Source organism: Mesorhizobium salmacidum (SeqCode) (genome assembly GCF_037179605.1).
Taxonomy (GTDB): Bacteria; Pseudomonadota; Alphaproteobacteria; order Rhizobiales; family Rhizobiaceae; genus Mesorhizobium; species Mesorhizobium salmacidum.
The window spans coordinates 119,304-136,321 of record NZ_JAPYKS010000016.1 but is presented as its reverse complement, the minus strand read 5'-3'; the positions used below and the strand labels follow the sequence as shown (position 1 = coordinate 136,321).

19 protein-coding genes are annotated in these 17,018 nt (G+C 62.6%); 5 read left to right on the top strand and 14 right to left on the bottom strand.

What is annotated here, in order from left to right; translation table 11 throughout:
* Positions 1–2,889, top strand: coding sequence for an EAL domain-containing protein (locus tag O7A60_RS21595; RefSeq protein WP_337107925.1), 2,889 nt, complete (start codon positions 1–3; stop codon positions 2,887–2,889).
* 7 nt (positions 2,890–2,896) lie between these two features.
* Here O7A60_RS21595 and O7A60_RS21590 read toward each other — a convergent pair whose 3' ends face one another.
* Positions 2,897–3,505 carry a YqgE/AlgH family protein gene (locus O7A60_RS21590; protein ID WP_027142370.1) on the bottom strand — a complete coding sequence of 203 codons (609 nt, stop codon included), beginning with the start codon at positions 3,503–3,505 and terminating at the stop codon, positions 2,897–2,899.
* A gap of 173 nt (positions 3,506–3,678) precedes the next feature.
* Between O7A60_RS21590 and O7A60_RS21585 the strand changes: the two genes are divergently transcribed.
* The 3 genes from O7A60_RS21585 to O7A60_RS21575 all read left to right on the top strand — a co-directional run bounded on the left by O7A60_RS21585 (position 3,679) and on the right by O7A60_RS21575 (position 5,722).
* Positions 3,679–4,485, top strand: coding sequence for a protein-disulfide reductase DsbD domain-containing protein (locus O7A60_RS21585; RefSeq protein WP_337107924.1), 807 nt, complete (start codon positions 3,679–3,681; stop codon positions 4,483–4,485).
* A gap of 186 nt (positions 4,486–4,671) precedes the next feature.
* Complete coding sequence (locus tag O7A60_RS21580) at positions 4,672–5,154, top strand: peroxiredoxin (RefSeq protein ID WP_015318782.1); 483 nt, start codon at positions 4,672–4,674, stop codon at positions 5,152–5,154.
* Positions 5,155–5,245: 91 nt separating this feature from the next.
* Positions 5,246–5,722: a DUF2938 domain-containing protein gene (locus O7A60_RS21575; RefSeq protein WP_337107923.1), complete on the top strand. Its 477-nt coding sequence runs from the start codon at positions 5,246–5,248 to the stop codon at positions 5,720–5,722.
* Between the two features lie 2 nt (positions 5,723–5,724).
* Here O7A60_RS21575 and O7A60_RS21570 read toward each other — a convergent pair whose 3' ends face one another.
* From O7A60_RS21570 to coxB, 13 genes are all read right to left on the bottom strand, one after another.
* On the bottom strand, positions 5,725–6,309 hold the full coding sequence (locus O7A60_RS21570; protein WP_337107922.1) for a histidine phosphatase family protein: 585 nt from the start codon (positions 6,307–6,309) through the stop codon (positions 5,725–5,727).
* Between the two features lie 41 nt (positions 6,310–6,350).
* Complete coding sequence (rnhA, locus tag O7A60_RS21565) at positions 6,351–6,884, bottom strand: ribonuclease HI (RefSeq protein WP_027142365.1); 534 nt, start codon at positions 6,882–6,884, stop codon at positions 6,351–6,353.
* Positions 6,881–7,843 (bottom strand): homoserine kinase, encoded by a 963-nt coding sequence (locus O7A60_RS21560; protein WP_337107921.1) that lies wholly within the window; start codon positions 7,841–7,843, stop codon positions 6,881–6,883. Before O7A60_RS21560 ends, rnhA begins: the two co-directional genes overlap by 4 nt.
* A gap of 6 nt (positions 7,844–7,849) precedes the next feature.
* Positions 7,850–8,860: a 4-hydroxy-3-methylbut-2-enyl diphosphate reductase gene (ispH, locus tag O7A60_RS21555; protein WP_027142363.1), complete on the bottom strand. Its 1,011-nt coding sequence runs from the start codon at positions 8,858–8,860 to the stop codon at positions 7,850–7,852.
* Positions 8,861–8,930: 70 nt separating this feature from the next.
* Positions 8,931–9,686 carry an SURF1 family protein gene (locus O7A60_RS21550; protein ID WP_337107920.1) on the bottom strand — a complete coding sequence of 252 codons (756 nt, stop codon included), beginning with the start codon at positions 9,684–9,686 and terminating at the stop codon, positions 8,931–8,933.
* Positions 9,683–10,069 carry a DUF983 domain-containing protein gene (locus O7A60_RS21545; RefSeq protein ID WP_337107919.1) on the bottom strand — a complete coding sequence of 129 codons (387 nt, stop codon included), beginning with the start codon at positions 10,067–10,069 and terminating at the stop codon, positions 9,683–9,685. The genes O7A60_RS21550 and O7A60_RS21545 overlap by 4 nt, the downstream gene beginning before the upstream one ends.
* Positions 10,070–10,077: 8 nt before the next feature.
* Positions 10,078–10,572, bottom strand: coding sequence for a L,D-transpeptidase family protein (locus O7A60_RS21540; RefSeq protein WP_337107918.1), 495 nt, complete (start codon positions 10,570–10,572; stop codon positions 10,078–10,080).
* An 89-nt stretch (positions 10,573–10,661) separates the two neighbouring features.
* Positions 10,662–11,543: a cytochrome c oxidase subunit 3 gene (locus O7A60_RS21535; RefSeq protein ID WP_027142360.1), complete on the bottom strand. Its 882-nt coding sequence runs from the start codon at positions 11,541–11,543 to the stop codon at positions 10,662–10,664.
* Position 11,544: 1 nt separating this feature from the next.
* Entirely contained in the window at positions 11,545–12,177 is a 633-nt protein-coding gene (locus O7A60_RS21530) for a cytochrome c oxidase assembly protein (protein WP_337107917.1), read from the bottom strand.
* Complete coding sequence (locus tag O7A60_RS21525) at positions 12,177–12,338, bottom strand: hypothetical protein (RefSeq protein WP_084636429.1); 162 nt, start codon at positions 12,336–12,338, stop codon at positions 12,177–12,179. Before O7A60_RS21525 ends, O7A60_RS21530 begins: the two co-directional genes overlap by 1 nt.
* Positions 12,339–12,340: 2 nt before the next feature.
* Entirely contained in the window at positions 12,341–13,285 is a 945-nt protein-coding gene (locus O7A60_RS21520; protein WP_337107916.1) for a heme o synthase, read from the bottom strand.
* Positions 13,286–13,359: 74 nt separating this feature from the next.
* Positions 13,360–15,012: a cytochrome c oxidase subunit I gene (gene ctaD / locus O7A60_RS21515; RefSeq protein ID WP_027142356.1), complete on the bottom strand. Its 1,653-nt coding sequence runs from the start codon at positions 15,010–15,012 to the stop codon at positions 13,360–13,362.
* 38 nt (positions 15,013–15,050) lie between these two features.
* A complete protein-coding gene (coxB, locus tag O7A60_RS21510; protein ID WP_337107915.1) occupies positions 15,051–16,067 on the bottom strand; it encodes a cytochrome c oxidase subunit II in 1,017 nt (338 codons plus the stop codon).
* A gap of 259 nt (positions 16,068–16,326) precedes the next feature.
* On the opposite strand from coxB, the gene O7A60_RS21505 reads away from it, so the two are divergent.
* Positions 16,327–16,887 (top strand): invasion associated locus B family protein, encoded by a 561-nt coding sequence (locus tag O7A60_RS21505; RefSeq protein ID WP_337107914.1) that lies wholly within the window; start codon positions 16,327–16,329, stop codon positions 16,885–16,887.
* Positions 16,888–17,018: the final 131 nt, after the last annotated feature.

Genomic DNA, 17,018 nt, shown 5'->3' with positions numbered 1-17,018 from the left:
TTGACGAATTTCCTGCGAAACGGGCCGCTGATCGCCTTTCTGCTGGCGACGATGCTGACGCTGTGCGCCGCTTCATCGGCCTTTGCCGTCGAACCCATCAAGATTGCGCGCGACGATGTCGCGCTCGACCTTTCGCGCGCTGTCGAGATCTACCGCAACCAGGGTGAGAACTTCCAGGTGTCGACCGCGCCCGGGCCGGACGGCATCGTGCGGCGCATCGAGGTCGAGGCCAACGATGCCCGCTCGACCGGCGACTGGGCGGTTTTCGCGCTCGCCAACACCACCGACCAGCAGCTCGACAGGCTGATCGTCGCGCCGCATTTCCGGCTGGTCAATTCCGGCATCTTCTGGCCGGATCTGGGCTCGACGCGCATCGCAGCCATCACGCCCAGCGAAGGCTTCGCGCTCGACCGCCAGACCAGCCCCGACGCCGACGTGTTCCGGGTGACGCTGAACCCCGGCACGGTGATCACCTTCATCGCCGAGCTTGCCTCGCCGAAGCTGCCGCAGGTCTACCTCTGGGATCCGGAATCCTACAAGGACTCGGTCAATTCCTACACGCTGTTTCGTGGCATCGTCATCGGCATCGCAGGCCTTCTGGCGCTGTTCCTGACCATATTGTTCGTCGTCAAAGGGACGTCGATGTTCCCGGCGACGGCGGCCCTTGCCTGGGCGGTGCTTGCCTATATCTGCGTCGATTTCGGCTTCCTCAACAAGGTCATCGAGATTTCGCCCGGCAACGAGCAAATGTGGCGGGCCGGAACGGAGGTGGCGCTGGCGGCGACCTTCGTGGTCTTCCTGTTCGCTTATCTCAACCTCAACCGATGGCATGGCCATTTCAGCTATGGCGCCCTGGTCTGGATTCTGGGCCTGCTGCTGATCGCCGGCGTCGCCATCGTCGATCCGGCGGTTGCCGCCGGCATTGCCCGCATCTCGTTTGCCGCCACGGCGCTGACCGGGCTCGGCCTGATCATCTTCCTCGGTATTCGTGGTTATGACCGAGCGATCATGCTGGTGCCCAGTTGGGTCATGGTGCTGTTATGGCTATGCGGATCATGGATGGCGATCACCGGCATGCTCGACAACGACATCGCCCAGCCGGCGCTCGGCGGTGGGCTGATCCTGATCATCCTGCTGATCGGCTTCACCGTCATGCAGCACGCCTTTGCAGGCGGTGCGCTGCATCAGGGGCTGTTCTCCGATCTCGAGCGACAGGCGCTGGCCGTCGCCGGGTCGGGCGATACGGTGTGGGACTGGGACGTGCTGCGCGACCGCGTGGTGACCAAACCCGATGTCAGCATCCAGCTCGGCCTTGCCCCCAACAGCCTGGGCGGTGCCGCGCGCAACTGGCTGCCGGTGCTGCATGCCGATGACCGCGACACATTCCGCACGACGCTCGACGTCGTTCTGGAGCATCGCCGTGGCAAGGTGGCGCAGAATTTCCGCCTGCGCGGCGCGGACGGGCACTATCACTGGTTTGCCTTGCGCGCGCGCCCGGTGATCGGGTCGGACGGCGAGGTGATCCGCTGCGTCGGCACCATGGTCGACGTAACCGAACAGAAGAAATCCGAGGAGCGGCTGCTGCACGACGCCGTGCACGACAATCTGACCGGCCTGCCGAACCGCGAATTGTTCATGAACCGGCTGGAGGCGATCATCTCGATCGCCCGCACCGAAGAGAAGGTGCGGCCGACCGTCTTCGTGATCGACATCGACCGCTTCAAGCAGGTCAATGATGGGCTCGGCATCTCGGCCGGCGACACCATCCTGCTCACCATAGCGCGGCGCCTGCACCGGCTGTTAAAGCCGAAGGATTCGCTGTCGCGCTTCGCCGGCGACCAGTTCGCGCTGATGCTGCTGTCCGAGCAGGATCCCGCCCGCATCGCCGGCGTGGCCGATGCGATCAAGCATGCGATCAACAATCCGATCACCTTTGCCAAGCGCGAGATCGTGCTGACCGCCTCGATCGGCCTGATCACCTGGACCTCGGCGCAGACCTCGGCCGAGGACATGGTCAAGGATGCGGAGCTCGCCATGCATCAGGCCAAGCGTTTCGGCGGCGACAGGATCGAGCCGTTCCGGCCGGCTTTCCGCACAGTCGGCACCGACCGTCTGCAGTTCGAATCCGACCTGCGTCGCGCCATCGAACGGCGCGAATTCACGCTGGCCTATCAGCCGATCGTGCGCCTGGAAGACGGCAGCGTCGCCGGCTTCGAAGCGTTGCTGCGCTGGGACCATCCACGCCGCGGCATGATCCCGCCGGCCGATTTCATCCCGGTCGCCGAAAGCTGCGGGCTGATCGTGCAGCTTGGGCTGTTTGCCATGCAGCAGGCAGCCGAGGATCTCGCAGGATGGCAAAAGCAGATCGGCGACGCGCCGCTGTCGGTCTCGGTCAACCTGTCCAGCCGCCAGCTCATCCGCCGCGACCTCGTCAGCGATGTGCGTTCCGTGATCGCGCGCGCCAATTTGAAGCCGCGCTGCTTCCGGCTCGAACTCACCGAATCCCTGGTCATGGACAATCCCGAGCAGACGGCCCACGTACTGACCAAGCTGAAGCAGCTCGGCATCGGCCTGTCGCTGGACGATTTCGGCACCGGCTATTCATCGCTCGCCTATCTGACGCGGTTCCCGTTCGACACCATCAAAATCGACAAGAGCTTCGTCGACGACAGCACGCCAAAACGCGCGGTGCTGCTCAAATCCATGGTCAACATGGCGCATGAGCTCGGCCTGTCGGTGGTCGCCGAAGGCATATCAGACGAGCGCGATGCGCTGGAGCTGCGTCAGATGGGCTGCGAATATGTGCAGAGCTTCATGTTCGGCGCGCCGATGCCGGGCGACCAAGTGCTGAAGACGCTGAAGGAGCAGTATCCGCTAACCCAGGTCTGAGAGAATCTCAGGCGTGGCCGGCAGCCAGGCTGAGATGGGCGAGATCGATGCCGATCGAGGCGAGAATCCGGTCGTATTTGCGCTCGATATCGGCGTCGAACAGCAATTCCGGCGTCGCCGGGCAAGTCAGCCAGCCATTTTCGGCGATCTCGGTTTCCAGTTGGCCGGCGCCCCAACCCGAATAGCCGAGCGCCATCAGCGCGCGGCGCGGCCCTCGCCCTGACGATATCGCCCGCAATATGTCGACGGTCGCGGTCAGGCAGATGTCGTCGGAAACGGTGAGCGAGGAGTCCACGCGGTAGTCGCCCGAATGCAGGACGAAGCCCCGGCTGCGGTCGACAGGCCCGCCATTGCGCACGACGAAATCGCGCGCCTGCGCCGGAAGGCGGATCGCCTCCAGCTCGTTCATGATGCCGAGCTGCACCAAAAGGTCCGGAAACAGCATCTGCTGCGTCTGGTTGATGATCAGGCCCATCGCACCTTCATCGCTGTGGGCGCAGATGTAGATGACCGAGCGCGTGAACCGGTCGTCCTTCATGCCGGGCATGGCAATCAGGAACTGATCGTCGAGAAAGCCGCGCCCGGCGGCTGTCTTCTTGTGGCGCAACAAATCCATGCCAGTGAGCGTAACGCGTTTCCCGGGCGCCGAAAAGATGCGCAGTACCGGATTCGACCAAAGCCCACATTGCGGGGCCGGCCTTGGCTTGCCCGCGCAGGTCACGCAAATATGATATCAGCAAGGGCCATCAAATCATTGCGCGGCCACGAAGGGACGATCAAATCATCGCCATGCAAAGCTTGAAAATCCTGTTGCTCGGTACTGCCATCGGATTGGCGGTCGCCCTCCCCGCCACCGCCTCCTCATCCGCCTGGTACAACAGCGAAGGCGGCAAGGTGCGGCTGGTGACCAGCGGCGAGCCGGACGACGCCGGCCGCATCCAGGGTGTTCTCGATATCGTGCTCAAACCCGGCTGGAAGACTTACTGGCGCGATCCGGGTGACGCAGGTGTGCCGCCGCAGCTGGACATTTCGGCCAGCACCAATATTGCCGATGCGACACTGTCGTTTCCCGCACCGCAGCGCCACGACGATGGTTATGGCAAATGGGCCGGCTACAACTATCCGGTTTCGCTGCCGGTGACGTTCACGCTGGCGACGCCGGACCAGCCGGCCGTCATCGATGCCGACATTTTTCTCGGCATTTGTGAAACCATCTGCATCCCGGTGCAGACACGGCTGAGCGTCGACCCAGCTTCCGATCCCGACAATGCCGACGACGCGGCATTGGTAAAGGCGAGTTTCACGGCATTGCCGGCACCTGCAAGACCCGATTTTGGCGTCAAGGTGCTGCCGGGCGATCACGAAACGCTGGTTGTCGAGGCGAGCTTCCCTGGCGATCCGCAGGCAGCGGATTTCTTCGTCGCCGGCGAGCGCGATTATATGTTCGGCACCTCCTCCCGCGCGGAAAAAGACGGCAAGCTGATCTTCACCGTGCCGATCCTCGATCGCCCCTCGACAACGCCGACGGACGGCGGGCTCCACTACACGCTGACGAGTTCGGCGGGCGCGGTCGAAGGGCTGCTGCCTTTCCCTTGAAGCGCGTCGTATTGAAACGAACCCGTACGATGCGCTCCAAGGTCATCTCCTTGTACATGTCGTCAGCCTAAGACCGCTGCGCACTTTGGGCGACATGTACTGAAGCTACTGCCGCGATGGTTGCAGGAAGCCACCGAGTTCGCTAGGCAAGCACGCGTCCTTCCCCATTCCCCAAGCGAGGAACTCATGACCATCTCCGTTGGCGACAAGCTGCCCGAGGCGACCTTCAAGACCATGACAGCCGACGGCGCGAAGCCGATCACGTCGGCCGAGATTTTTCCGGGCAAGAAAGTGGTGCTGTTCGGCGTTCCCGGCGCCTTCACGCCTACCTGCAGCAATAACCATCTGCCCGGCTATCTCGAGAACCATGATGCGATCCTGGCGCGTGGCGTCGACACCATCGCTGTCGTTTCAGTCAACGACGTCCACGTCATGGGCGCCTGGGCGCGCTTCACCGGTGGCGAAGGCAAGATCCTGTTCCTCGCCGACGGCAATGGCGATTTCGCCAAGGCGGTCGGTCTTGACGCGGACTACTCCGGTGGCGGCATGGGCCTGCGCTCGAAGCGGTTCTCGATGATTATCGACGACGGCAAGGTCACCGCGCTCAATGTCGAGACCAAACCCGGTGTCGATGAGTCCGGCGCGGCTCATATTCTCGGCCAGCTCTGAGCTTCGACGGCCGGTCAGGCGAGGCCGCAACGGCTGGCCTCGCCAGACATGCGGCTGCGCTCCAGAACTGCCGATTTTCGAGGGATCAACGATGTTTGATATCTTCTGGCGCGCTATCGCGATCGGCGTCGGCGCCACCGTTCTGATGGACGTCTGGGCCTTTTTCCTGCACAAGGCGTTTGGCCAGCCACGGCCGAACTGGGGCCCGGTCGGGCGCTGGGTCTGGCACCTCGGCGACAAGGTGTTTCATGACGATATCGGTAATGCGGCGCCCTACGTCCATGAGAAGGCGCTGGGCTGGGCTTTCCATTACTTCGTCGGCATCGTCTACGGCATTGTCCTGGTGGTGCTGGCGGGCGCAGGCTGGCTAGCCTCCCCGACCTTCCTGCCGGCCTTCATCCTCGCCATCGTCACCGTCGGCGCCGGGTGGTTCCTGCTGGCGCCAGGCATGGGCGCCGGTTGGGCGGCTTCAAAGCGGCCGAATCCGATGCAGATCCGCGCCCTCAATCTGGTCTCGCACACGGTGTTCGCACTCGGGCTTTGGGTTACGGCGCTGCTGATCCGCTAAAATCAGGACTGTTCCAGCCTGTCGATCGGCTGCCATCCACGGATAACGTGGCGCGCACCGGTATTGTAAGCAAAATAATTGCCGCCGCCCGCCGGCTGATCCGCTTCGCGGCAGATCTGCCGTCCGCTGAGGGAGAGCAGCAGCAGTGTTCCGACACCGCAATGGCCCACAAAAGCAATGTTGTCAGCGTCGTTGACGCCGAGCACGGCCTCGACCTCGCTCACGATGTGCTGTTGGGCATTGATGGCCCGCTCCCAGCCACGAATGCTTTCGTGCGGATTGGCGAAGAACTGATCGGCGACCGCCTCGAACTCCGGAGGCGGCAGGAAACCCGTCGCCGACCGGTCGTTCTCATGCATCCGCTCCCTCACCTTTACGGCAAGATTTAGATGCCGCCCGAGCACTTCGGCGGTTTCGATGGCCTTGCGTTCGACCGACGACACCACATGTCCGATCGATGCGATCCACGGCTGGTTCAGCATTGCGTGCGCCCTGGCCCGGCCGATGTCGGACAGGCCCCAATCCGGTACCGGAATGGTGGCGTCGATCTGAACCTGAGGATGGGTGATGTAGTAGACGATCGGCATGACAGAAACTCTCCGGCCGGTCAGCCGCCGCGAACAGAAGCTCAATAGCTCTGGGTCGAACGACGTGCTTTCGTGACCAGCGGCTGCTTTGCCTGGATATCGGGCTTCGGTGCCGACACCGCCGGCCTGAAAGGTCCCTTCTTGAACGGCGCCATGCCTTCCCTTGCCAGTTCGTCGGCACGCTCGTTCTCGGTATGGCCGGCATGGCCCTTCACCCAGTTCCAGGTGACCTTGTGACGCCGGTTGGCCTCGTCCAGCGCCTGCCAGAGCTCGCCGTTCTTGACCGGCTTCTTGTCTGCGGTCTTCCAGCCATTCCTCTTCCAGCCATGGATCCATTTGGAAATGCCGTCCATGACGTATTTGCTGTCGGTATGAAGCTCGACCGTGCAAGGCTCCTTCAACGCGTTCAGCGCTGAAATGGCCGCCAGCAATTCCATGCGGTTGTTGGTGGTCTCGGCCTCGCCGCCGAAAAGCTCCTTGGTGGTGCCGTTGAAGCGCAGGATGGCGCCCCAGCCGCCGGGGCCGGGATTGCCTGAACAGGCGCCATCGGTAAAGATTTCAACCTGCTTGCTCATGCCAATCCATATTCCGAAGGAGATCTGATCGCCCGATGGAACCGCATCCTTCTGATGTATTCAGTCGGGTCGCGTTTCATTACCAGCCCGCCATCGGGGACGGTCAGCCAATCGTAAAGCCGGGTCAGCATGAAGCGCAGCGCCGAGCCGCGCGCCAGCATCGGCAGCGCCGCCTTCTCCTCCGCGCTCAGGGGGCGCACGCTCTGATAACCGGCAAGCAATGCCCTGCCCTTGGTGAGATTGAAGGAAAAATCCTTCTCAAAGCACCAGGCATTGAGGCAGGTGGCGACATCGTAGGCGTAGAGATCGTCACAGGCGAAGTAGAAATCGATCAGCCCCGATAGCTTCTCGCCCAGGAAAAAGACATTGTCCGGGAAAAGATCGGCATGGATGATGCCCTCGGGAAGGCCCTTGGGCCAGTTCTGCTCGAAATCGGCGAAGTCGGCATCGACCTCGGCCGCAAGGCCCGGCTCGACCTCGTCGGCGCGGTCGCGAGACGCATCCCAAAGCTTGCGCCAGCCATCGAGAGCGAGCGCGTTCGGGCGCCTCATGGAAAAATCGGCGCCGGCCAGATGCAGCGCGGCCAGTGCCTTGCCGACCTCGGCGCAATGCGTCGCGGCCGGTCGCCGCAGCGAAAGCCCTTCGAGGAAGGTGATGATGACCGCCGGCCGGCCGGCCAGCGTGCCGATGACGCTGCCGTCATGCGCGGTCACCGGCAGCGGGCAGGACACCCCCTTGTTGGCGAGGTGGCCCATCAACCCGAGGAAGAACGGCAGATCCTTCTTCTCGACCCGCTTTTCATAGAGCGTCAGGATGTAGGAGCCGCTGGAGGTGTGCAGCAGGAAGTTCGAATTCTCGGTGCCCTCGGCGATGCCCTTGTAGGACAGGAGATCGCCGACCGGGTAGTGCTTCAGGAAAGCGCCGAGTTCGCCCTCCGCAACGTCTGTATAGACCGCCATGGCCGTTCACGCGGCTCCGTTGACGAAGGCCATGTCGGCCGGCGTCAGTTCGACATCGCGCAATACCCGCATGACCGGAAAATCCTCTGTTTCGGTGGCCGTGACGGCCAGGTCGATGGTCACATCGAAACGCTGGCGAAACGCGTCGATGATCTCGTCGACGATGATCTCAGGCGCCGATGCCCCCGCCGACAGGCCGAGCGTCGAAATGCCGCCGATCTCATTCCACGGAATTTCAGCGGCGCGCTGCACGAGAAGCGACATGGCGGCGCCGGCGCGTTCCGCAACTTCGACGAGGCGGCGCGAATTCGAGGAATTGGGGGCGCCGACGATCAGATAAAGGTCAGCGCCCGGGGCGGTGTCCTTGACCGCCTCCTGGCGGTTGGTGGTGGCGTAGCAGATCGATTCCGCCGCCGGCGCCTGCAAGTCCGGAAAGCGCTCCTGCAGCGCGCGGATGATGCCGGCGGTATCCTCGACCGAGAGCGTGGTCTGGGTGACGAAACCGAGTGCCTTGGGATCGGCCGGCACAAGCCGGGCGGCATCGGCTTCGGTCTCGATCAGCGTTACCGCGCCTTCCGGCAACTGCCCCATGGTGCCGATCACCTCGGGGTGCCCGGCATGGCCGATCAGCAGAACGTGACGGCCAAGCCGCTGGTGGCGCATCGCCTGTTTGTGGACCTTGGAGACCAGCGGACAGGTTGCGTCGAGATAGAACAGGTTGCGCGCCTGCGCGTCCGCCGGCACCGACTTGGGCACGCCGTGCGCCGAAAAGACGACCGGCGACTGCCTGTGTTCGGCCGGAATTTCGGAAAGTTCCTCGATGAAGACGGCGCCGAGGCTTTGCAGCCCCTCGACGACATAGCGGTTGTGCACGATCTCGTGGCGGACATAGACCGGCGCGCCATATTTCTTCAGTGCCAGCACGACAATCTGGATGGCACGGTCGACGCCCGCGCAAAAACCGCGCGGCTGGCAGAGCCGGATCGTCAGAGGAGGCTTGGCGATTGTGTGAAGCATTAAATCCTGCCGGTTCGTCAGCGCCGAAATGAGGTGCCCACCCCTGCCCTGTCAAGGGTATCGCTCGTATTCAGTCCTCTTTCGCCGGCCGGCGAAGCCGTAGGATGAGTACGGCGGCAAGCGCCGCGGCAAGCCCGTACCAGGTGACAGCATATTGCAGATGGCTGTTCGGCAGATCGATGATGGTGACGCCTCCGACCGGCAGGCCGCCTGGATTTGGCGTCTTGTCGGCATCGATGAAGATCGGCACCAGCGTGAAGCCGGCAGGCAGGCCGGCGCTCGCGGCCATGACGTCGCGGTCCTTCCAGTAGAAGATGTTCTTGGCCACGTCATTGTCGGGAAGCATCATGGAGGGCTTTGCCGGAAGCGGGTTGCGGGCAAGCCCGGTGACCGTGATCTTGCCCGCCACCTGTCCCTTGGTGCGCTTGGCGGCGTCCTTGAGGTCGTAGGGCACAAAGCCACGGTTGATCAGGACGAAACGGCCATCGTCAAGGGCCAGCGGCGTGTAGACATTGAAGCCGGCATCCCCTTCCCAGGTCGCGTAGAAATGCCGTTCGCCGGAATGCAGGAAAGTGCCGGTGACAGTGACCGGCGTGTAGTCGACGTCGCCGGTCGAGGCGAATTCCTTCTCGACCTCGGCCAGCGGCAGCGGCGCCGAATGCGTGCGCTGGTCGATGGTCTGCAGCAGGCCTTCCTTCCAGTGCAGGCGCTGGACCTGCCATGTGCCGAGCGCCAGCAAGACCAAGAACAGCACAAGGCCAAGGGCGAACAACAGTGCCGATCTCGGCCGCGAACGGCCGCCGACGTTGACGGAAGCCTCGCTCATTCGCCGCGGTCCAGCCGACCCTCGGCCGCTTTGTTGCGGTATTGCAGGGTGAGCAGCACGCCCTTGATCAACCGGAGCGCCGTCAGGCACAGCACCAGGGCCAGTGGGATCCATATCAGCAGATGCAGCCAGAGCGGCGGGCTCAGCGTCACCTCGACCCAGAGCGCCAGGCCGACGATGATGAAGCCGATGATCAGGATGACGAAGACCGCCGGCCCGTCGCCGGCATCGGCGTAGGAATAGTCGAGGCCGCAATTGACGCAGCGCTTGCCGACGGTGAGAAAGCCGGAAAACAGCCGCCCCTCGCCGCAACGCGGGCAACGGCCGTGCAAGCCGGTCGAGATCGGATCGATTGGAGGCCAGATCGCCCTATCTTCACTCATGGTTGTCTTCATTCATGGTCATTGCCTGATATCGATCGGCGTCCATCGGCCACCATTGCCCAGATTTCGTCCATGTCGGAGTCCGTAACCCCAATGCTGCCATCGGTCCAGTCGACCAATTGAAGCAGCCAGCCCCACCAGCCGAAGCCGTTAGGCTGGCCGTGGATCATGATCATGCCGCCGGGATCGACATTGCGTGCCTTCGCGGCCGCCAGATCCTTGGCATCGGGATAAGAGACATGGATCGACTTGTGCGCGATGCTGTTGGGATTGCACCAGTCGAGGATATAACGCCCCTCGGGCGTGCGCTGATCGCCCTCCTGGTGCTTGTGGCCGAAGGGATCCCCACCGAGCGCAATGCCGTAGCTGCGAAGGACCTTGCCGTCGCCGATCAGTTCGAGCCGCCGTTCCGCCTTATGGACACGCACCAGATCGACCCTGTCACCGGCGAGAGCCGGGAATGCCAAGACGATAAACGCGAAAAGTACCGAGATCAGCTGCATCTTCCATCGATCGACGATCATTGCGCCGAAAAGAAGAAGGCGGCCACGTCGCCGCGGCCGCCTTCCCTGATCGAATCCCAAAGGCGGGATCAGTGACCTTCGATCACCGCGCCGACCGATCCCCAGACGTAGATCGAGGCAAACAGGAACAGCCAGACCACGTCGACGAAGTGCCAGTACCAGGCGGCCGCTTCGAAGCCGAAATGCTGCTTGGGGGTGAAGTCGCCCTTCATCGCGCGGATCAGGCAGACCAGCAGGAAGATGGTGCCGATGATGACATGGAAGCCATGGAAGCCGGTCGCCATGAAAAAGGTGGCGCCGTAGATGGAATCCTTGAAGCCGAACGGCGCGTGCATGTACTCGTAGGCCTGCACCATGGTGAACAGCATGCCGAGGCCGACGGTCAGCACCAGGCCGTTGACCAGCCCCTTGCGGTCGCCATGGAGGAGCGAGTGATGCGCCCAGGTGACCGTGGTGCCCGACAGCAGCAGGATGACGGTGTTGTAAAGCGGCAGATGGAAGGGATCGAGAACCTCCATGCCCTTCGGCGGCCAGACACCACCGGTAAACGTGTGGCGCGCGTAGTTCTGCACCTCCCCGGCAAAAAGGCTGGCATCGAAATAGGCCCAGAACCAGGCGACGAAGAACATCACCTCCGAGGCGATGAACATGATCATGCCGTAGCGCAGGTGGAGCGACACGACGCGCGTGTGGTGGCCCTCATGCGCTTCCTTGATCGTGTCAGACCACCAGGCGAACATGGTATACAGGACGATCACGATGCCAATGAAGAACAGCCACGGATTGGCGATGTTGAAGCCGAAGATCGGGAAGGAGCCGCCCTTCAGGTATTCCATGAGGCAGACACCGCCAAAAGCGGTGACAAGCGCCCCGACCGATCCCACGAAAGGCCACGGGCTAGGGTCGACGAGATGGTAGTCATGGTGTGGTTTTGCGTGCGCGTCTGCCATATCAACCCCCGAGATTTCCTTCGGTATCTGAAACTGTCTTGCTTTTGCCCTTGGCCGGCTCCGAGGAGGCGACCGGCTTGTTCTTCTCGACCGGGAACATCGTATAGGACAGGGTGATCGTCTTGATGTCCTTCAGTTCCGGCACATTCACGATGTCGGGGTCCACATAGAACAGGACCGGCATGTCCAGCGTCTCGCCGGGCTTCAGCGTCGTGTCGGTAAAGCAGAAGCATTCGACCTTGTTGAAGTACGGACCGGCCAGTTCCGGCTGCACGTTGAAGGTGGCGCGGCCTGTGACGGGGCGATTGAACTTGTTGGTCGCCTGATAGTGCGCCTGCACGGTCTGCCCGATGTTCATGGTCATCGAGCGCTGGACCGGCTGGAACTCCCAAGGCACGCCGGCAATGTTGGCGTCGAAGCGGACGGTGACCTCGCGGTCAAGCACGCGGCCGGCATACTGCCTCTCGACACGCTGCGTGGTACCACCGTAACCGGTCGCCCGGCAGAACATCTTGTAGAGCGGCACGGCGGCATAGGCCATGCCGATCATGCCGGTGAAGAAGGCGAGGCAGACGGCCGCGACGACGCGGTTGCTGGTCTTGCCGGCCGTCTTTCTGGGCGTCTCGACGCTCATCACATCTTGCCCGACAAATTGTGGCCGAACTTCACGATCGTGGCGATGTAGAAAATCACGACCAGCAGAGCCAGCGCTACGCCTATCGCAATGGAACGGCTGCGCTGGGCCTTCTTCTGGCGATCGGTCAAGGTGACCATCTCGAGTTCTTTCTCGACCATAGTCATGCCCCACCCATGGCAAGCGCGCGTTCGACGACACAGTCGGCCAGATAGGCGGCGAAGATGGCGAAGAGATAGAGCAGCGAATAGGCGAACAGGGCCTTGGCCGGCTTCATGGCGCGGTCGTCGTCGGCCATGCCAAGCACTTTCCAGGCATACCAGACGAAACCAACGCCCAGCAGCAGAGCGGCCACGCCATAGAATGGCGTCGTGTAGCCGAGCAGCCAGGGCAGCACGCCGACCGGGGCCAGCACCAGTGCGTAGGCGAAAATCTGACGGCGGGTCGATGCATGGCCGGCAACGTTCGGCATCATCGGGATGCCGGCGCGGCCATAGTCCTCGGACTTGAACAGCGCGAGCGCCCAGAAATGCGGCGGCGTCCACAGGAAAATGATCAGGAACAGGATGATGCTTTCGAGGCTGACTGATCCGGTCGCCGCGGCCCAGCCGATAACCGGCGGGATGGCGCCCGCGGCGCCGCCGATGACAATGTTCTGCGGCGTCGAGCGTTTCAGCCACATCGTGTACACGACGGCATAGAAGAAGATGGTGAAGGCCAGCAGCGTCGCGGCCAGCCAGTTGACCAGCACGCCGAGCGTCATCACCGACAGGACCGAAAGGACCAGGCCGAAGCTGAGCGCCTCGTGCGGCTGGATACGACCGGACGGGATTGGGCGGCTGGCGGTCCTGGTCATCACCGCGTCGATGTCGGCGTCGTACCACATGTTGAGAGCACCCGAGGCGCCGGCGCCAATCGCAATAGCCAGGATGGCTATCACCGCCAGCAGCGGGTTGATGGTCACCGGTGCCGCGACCAGCCCGACAAAGGCGGTGAACACCACCAGCGACATGACGCGCGGCTTCAGGAGGGCGAAGAAATCGCCCGCCGTCGCTTCCGACATGCGGAAGCCCACTTCGTCAATGCTGGTTTTGTCGACTAGGGCCATGCGTACTCAAGTCCATTATTCCGTTGGCCAAAACCGCCGGCGGACCGGCGGTTTTGCATTCGAGGGGAGCCGCCTTACCTGATCTTCGGCAGCTGCTCCCACTGGTGGAAGGGCGGCGGCGAAGGCAGCTGCCATTCGAGAGTCGTTGCGCCCTCGCCCCATGGGTTGGCTCCGGCCACCCGCTTCTTCTGGAACGCTTCGAACACGCAGTAGAGGAAGATCAGGACGCCGACGGCCGAGATATAAGAACCGATGGACGACACATAGTTCCAGCCCGCAAACGCGTCGGGATAGTCGATGGTGCGGCGCGGCATGCCGGCGAGGCCGAGGAAATGCTGCGGGAAGAAGATCAGATTGACGCCGACGAAGGTGACCCAGAAGTGGGTGTTGGCGATGACAGGCGAATACATGTAGCCGGTCATCTTCGGAAACCAATAATACCAGCCCGCGAAGATGGCGAACACCGCGCCCAGCGACAGCACGTAGTGGAAGTGGGCAATGACGAAATAGGTGTCATGCAGCGACCGGTCGAGGCCGGCATTGGCCAGCTGGACGCCGGTGACACCGCCGATGGTGAACAGGAAGATGAAGCCCAGCGCCCACAGCATCGGCGTCTTGAACGAGATCGACCCACCCCACATCGTTGCGATCCAGGAGAAGATCTTCACGCCCGTCGGCACCGCGATGACCATGGTGGCGAAGACGAAATAGCGCTGCGTGTCGAGCGACAGGCCGGTCGTGTACATGTGGTGCGCCCAGACGATGAAGCCGACGGCGCCGATCGCGACCATCGCGTAAGCCATGCCGAGATAACCGAACACCGGCTTGCGCGAAAAGGTCGAGATGACGTGGCTGATGATGCCGAAGCCGGGCAGGATCAGGATGTAGACTTCCGGGTGACCGAAGAACCAGAACAGATGCTGGAACAGGATCGGGTCACCACCGCCATCAGGCGCGAAGAACGTCGTGCCGAAGTTGCGGTCGGTGAGCAGCATGGTGATGCCACCGGCCAGAACCGGCAAGGACAACAGCAGCAGGAATGCGGTGATCAGCACCGACCATGCAAACAGCGGCATCTTGTGCAGGGTCATGCCGGGCGCGCGCATGTTGAAGATGGTGGTGATAAAGTTGATGGCGCCGAGGATCGACGAGGCGCCGGCGATGTGGATCGACAGGATCGCCAGATCCATGGCCGGTCCGGGCTGGCCCGAAGTCGACAGCGGCGGATAGAGCGTCCAGCCGCCGCCCACGCCAAAGGCGCCAGGCGCACTCGGAACGAACATCGAGGTGAGCAGCAGGATGAACGCCGGCGGCAGCAGCCAGAACGAAATGTTGTTCATGCGCGGGAATGCCATGTCGGGAGCGCCAATCATGATCGGCACCATCCAGTTGGCAAAACCGCCGATAAGCGCCGGCATGACCATGAAGAAGATCATGATCAGGGCGTGCGCGGTGGCGAAGGCATTATACATGCTCTTGCCGCCGTCGATCGCGGCGTCACCATTCATGCCGTAGACCATCTGCGCCAGGCCGCTGAAGATCTGGATGCCAGGCTCCTGCAGCTCCATGCGGATGGCGACCGAAAGCGCGGCGCCGATGATGCCGGCCATGATCGCGAAGATCAGGTAGAGCGTACCGATGTCCTTGTGGTTGGTCGAATAAACCCACCGCACCCAGCCATGATACGGCTTATGGTCGTGCCCGTCGTGAGCTGCAGCGTCTGCCATGTTCCGCTCCGTTCCCTAAATCTTGCTAACCCGCGACATCAATTGCCGGCGGCCGCTACCTTGTTCTGGCCGTCGACCTCGGCCATGAGCGTCTTGTTGGCGCCCGGCAGATTGGTCTTGGCTGCCGCCAGCCAGGTCTTGAACTGCGCATCCGAGACAACACGGATGGCGATCGGCATGAAGGCGTGGTCCTTGCCGCAGAGCTGCGAGCACTGACCATAATACAGGCCTTCCTTCTCCGCCTTGAACCAGGTCTCGTTGGTGCGGCCCGGAACGGCGTCGATCTTGATGCCGAAGGACGGCATGGCGAAGGAGTGGATCACGTCGGTCGCGGTGACGAGCACGCGGGTCATCGTGTTGACCGGCACCACCAGCTCATTGTCGACAGCGAGCAGGCGCGGATAGGCCTTGCGGTCCTCCTTGCCGGCGGCGGCGCGGTCACCGTCCTGGAGGATCGCGGAGTTGAAGGCGAGCGTGTTGTCGGTCTGGTATTCGTAATCCCAGTTCCACTGGTTGCCGGTCGCCTTGACCGTCAGCTTGGCCTCTTCCGGCGGAGTGTACTGCGCGGTCAAGAGCTGGAACGAGGGAATGGCGAGACAGAGCAGGACGACGACCGGGCCGACGGTCCAGATCACCTCGATCAGCGTGTTGTGGCTGGTGTTGGAGGGAACCGGGTTGGCGCTCGCGCGGAACCTCACGATGCAGTAGGCGAGGAGAAGCAGCACCAGAATGGTGATCGGAACGATGAACCACATCGTGTAGTTTCCGAACCACTCGATCTGCCGCATCATGTCGGTCGCGGGCGCCTGGAAGGTGGTCTCCCACTCCACGGGCTGATCGGCATGGGCGGATGTGCCTGCAAAAATCGTGGCAGCGGCACAAGCACTTAGAAACTTGGCACTTGCTAGAAACCTGGCGCTAGCTAGGAAATTTCTCATCGCCCTCTTCGTCTCCCAGTTCCTCGCGGCGATGCCAACGAGAATAACGAACAATGCCGGGACGGGAATCCCGACAGTCTCAAGCTGGTTCAAACCATACTCTTTTTCCCTCCGCAAGAAAGGAGCGGTCGAAACCGTGCGGCATTTTTGCGCGCAAGCTGACATAGCTCCTCCAGGGCAATGGCCATGGTAGCGAATCGAGTATGTTCGGCGGTCTGTCCGCCCTATGCTGGCGGCGCCCGCAAAGCGTCGTAATTCAGGCGAATTTGGCAGGGAAAAGCGCTGTATTGCCTGTTTCGGGACAGTCCGGCCGCGGTCTCGTCCTTTACTTGGTATTGGCGCGGCTTAAAGTGCCGTGATTCGCAATGGAGCCGTCATGAACTCTTGGCTTTCGAGACTGAGGCATACGCGACCGGGACTTTCGAGAACCTTGGCGAACGCCGTGTTTCTCGCCGTCCTGTCCGCGGCCGGCCTGTTCGTCGCCGGTCAGGCCAATGCCGCCCAGCCGAGCGGCACGGTGCGCTCGACGCATGGCGCCTGGTCGATCATCTGCGACACGCCGGCCGGCGCCACCGCGGAACAATGCGTGATGATGCAGAACGTCGTCGCCGAGGACCGTCCGGAGATGGGGCTTTCGGTCGTCGTGCTGCGCACCGCCGACAACAAGGCCGAGATCCTGCGCGTGCTGGCGCCGCTCGGCGTGCTGTTGCCGAACGGGCTCGGCCTCAACGTCGACGGCAAGGACATCGGCCGCGCCTATTTCGTGCGCTGCTTCCAGGACGGCTGCTACGCCGAGGTCATTCTCGAAAAGCCGCTGCTCGACACGCTGAAGACCGGCACGTCGGCAACGTTCATCGTCTTCCAGACGCCTGAGGAAGGCATCGGCATCCCGGTCGACCTCAAGGGTTTCGCCGACGGCTTTGCCGCCCTGCCCTGATCGCGGCTCTGCGCTGAACCAGACCTGGACGAGGCTTTTGCCGCCCTAGAAGCATGGCTTGCATCAACCCGACGATGTCATTCGTCGGCACTGATCTTCATTGCCGATTGTGCGGGCGCGGCTTCACGCCT

Coding starts and splice junctions, on each gene's coding strand:
- O7A60_RS21590 (WP_027142370.1), bottom strand. CDS start 3,505: ATGGATTTGTTGCGCCACAAGAAGACAGCCGCCGGGCGCGGCTTTCTC.
- O7A60_RS21585 (WP_337107924.1), top strand. CDS start 3,679: ATGCAAAGCTTGAAAATCCTGTTGCTCGGTACTGCCATCGGATTGGCG.
- O7A60_RS21580 (WP_015318782.1), top strand. CDS start 4,672: ATGACCATCTCCGTTGGCGACAAGCTGCCCGAGGCGACCTTCAAGACC.
- O7A60_RS21575 (WP_337107923.1), top strand. CDS start 5,246: ATGTTTGATATCTTCTGGCGCGCTATCGCGATCGGCGTCGGCGCCACC.
- O7A60_RS21570 (WP_337107922.1), bottom strand. CDS start 6,309: ATGCCGATCGTCTACTACATCACCCATCCTCAGGTTCAGATCGACGCC.
- rnhA (WP_027142365.1), bottom strand. CDS start 6,884: ATGAGCAAGCAGGTTGAAATCTTTACCGATGGCGCCTGTTCAGGCAAT.
- O7A60_RS21560 (WP_337107921.1), bottom strand. CDS start 7,843: ATGGCGGTCTATACAGACGTTGCGGAGGGCGAACTCGGCGCTTTCCTG.
- ispH (WP_027142363.1), bottom strand. CDS start 8,860: ATGCTTCACACAATCGCCAAGCCTCCTCTGACGATCCGGCTCTGCCAG.
- O7A60_RS21550 (WP_337107920.1), bottom strand. CDS start 9,686: ATGAGCGAGGCTTCCGTCAACGTCGGCGGCCGTTCGCGGCCGAGATCG.
- O7A60_RS21545 (WP_337107919.1), bottom strand. CDS start 10,069: ATGAGTGAAGATAGGGCGATCTGGCCTCCAATCGATCCGATCTCGACC.
- O7A60_RS21540 (WP_337107918.1), bottom strand. CDS start 10,572: ATGCAGCTGATCTCGGTACTTTTCGCGTTTATCGTCTTGGCATTCCCG.
- O7A60_RS21535 (WP_027142360.1), bottom strand. CDS start 11,543: ATGGCAGACGCGCACGCAAAACCACACCATGACTACCATCTCGTCGAC.
- O7A60_RS21530 (WP_337107917.1), bottom strand. CDS start 12,177: ATGAGCGTCGAGACGCCCAGAAAGACGGCCGGCAAGACCAGCAACCGC.
- O7A60_RS21525 (WP_084636429.1), bottom strand. CDS start 12,338: ATGGTCGAGAAAGAACTCGAGATGGTCACCTTGACCGATCGCCAGAAG.
- O7A60_RS21520 (WP_337107916.1), bottom strand. CDS start 13,285: ATGGCCCTAGTCGACAAAACCAGCATTGACGAAGTGGGCTTCCGCATG.
- ctaD (WP_027142356.1), bottom strand. CDS start 15,012: ATGGCAGACGCTGCAGCTCACGACGGGCACGACCATAAGCCGTATCAT.
- O7A60_RS21505 (WP_337107914.1), top strand. CDS start 16,327: ATGAACTCTTGGCTTTCGAGACTGAGGCATACGCGACCGGGACTTTCG.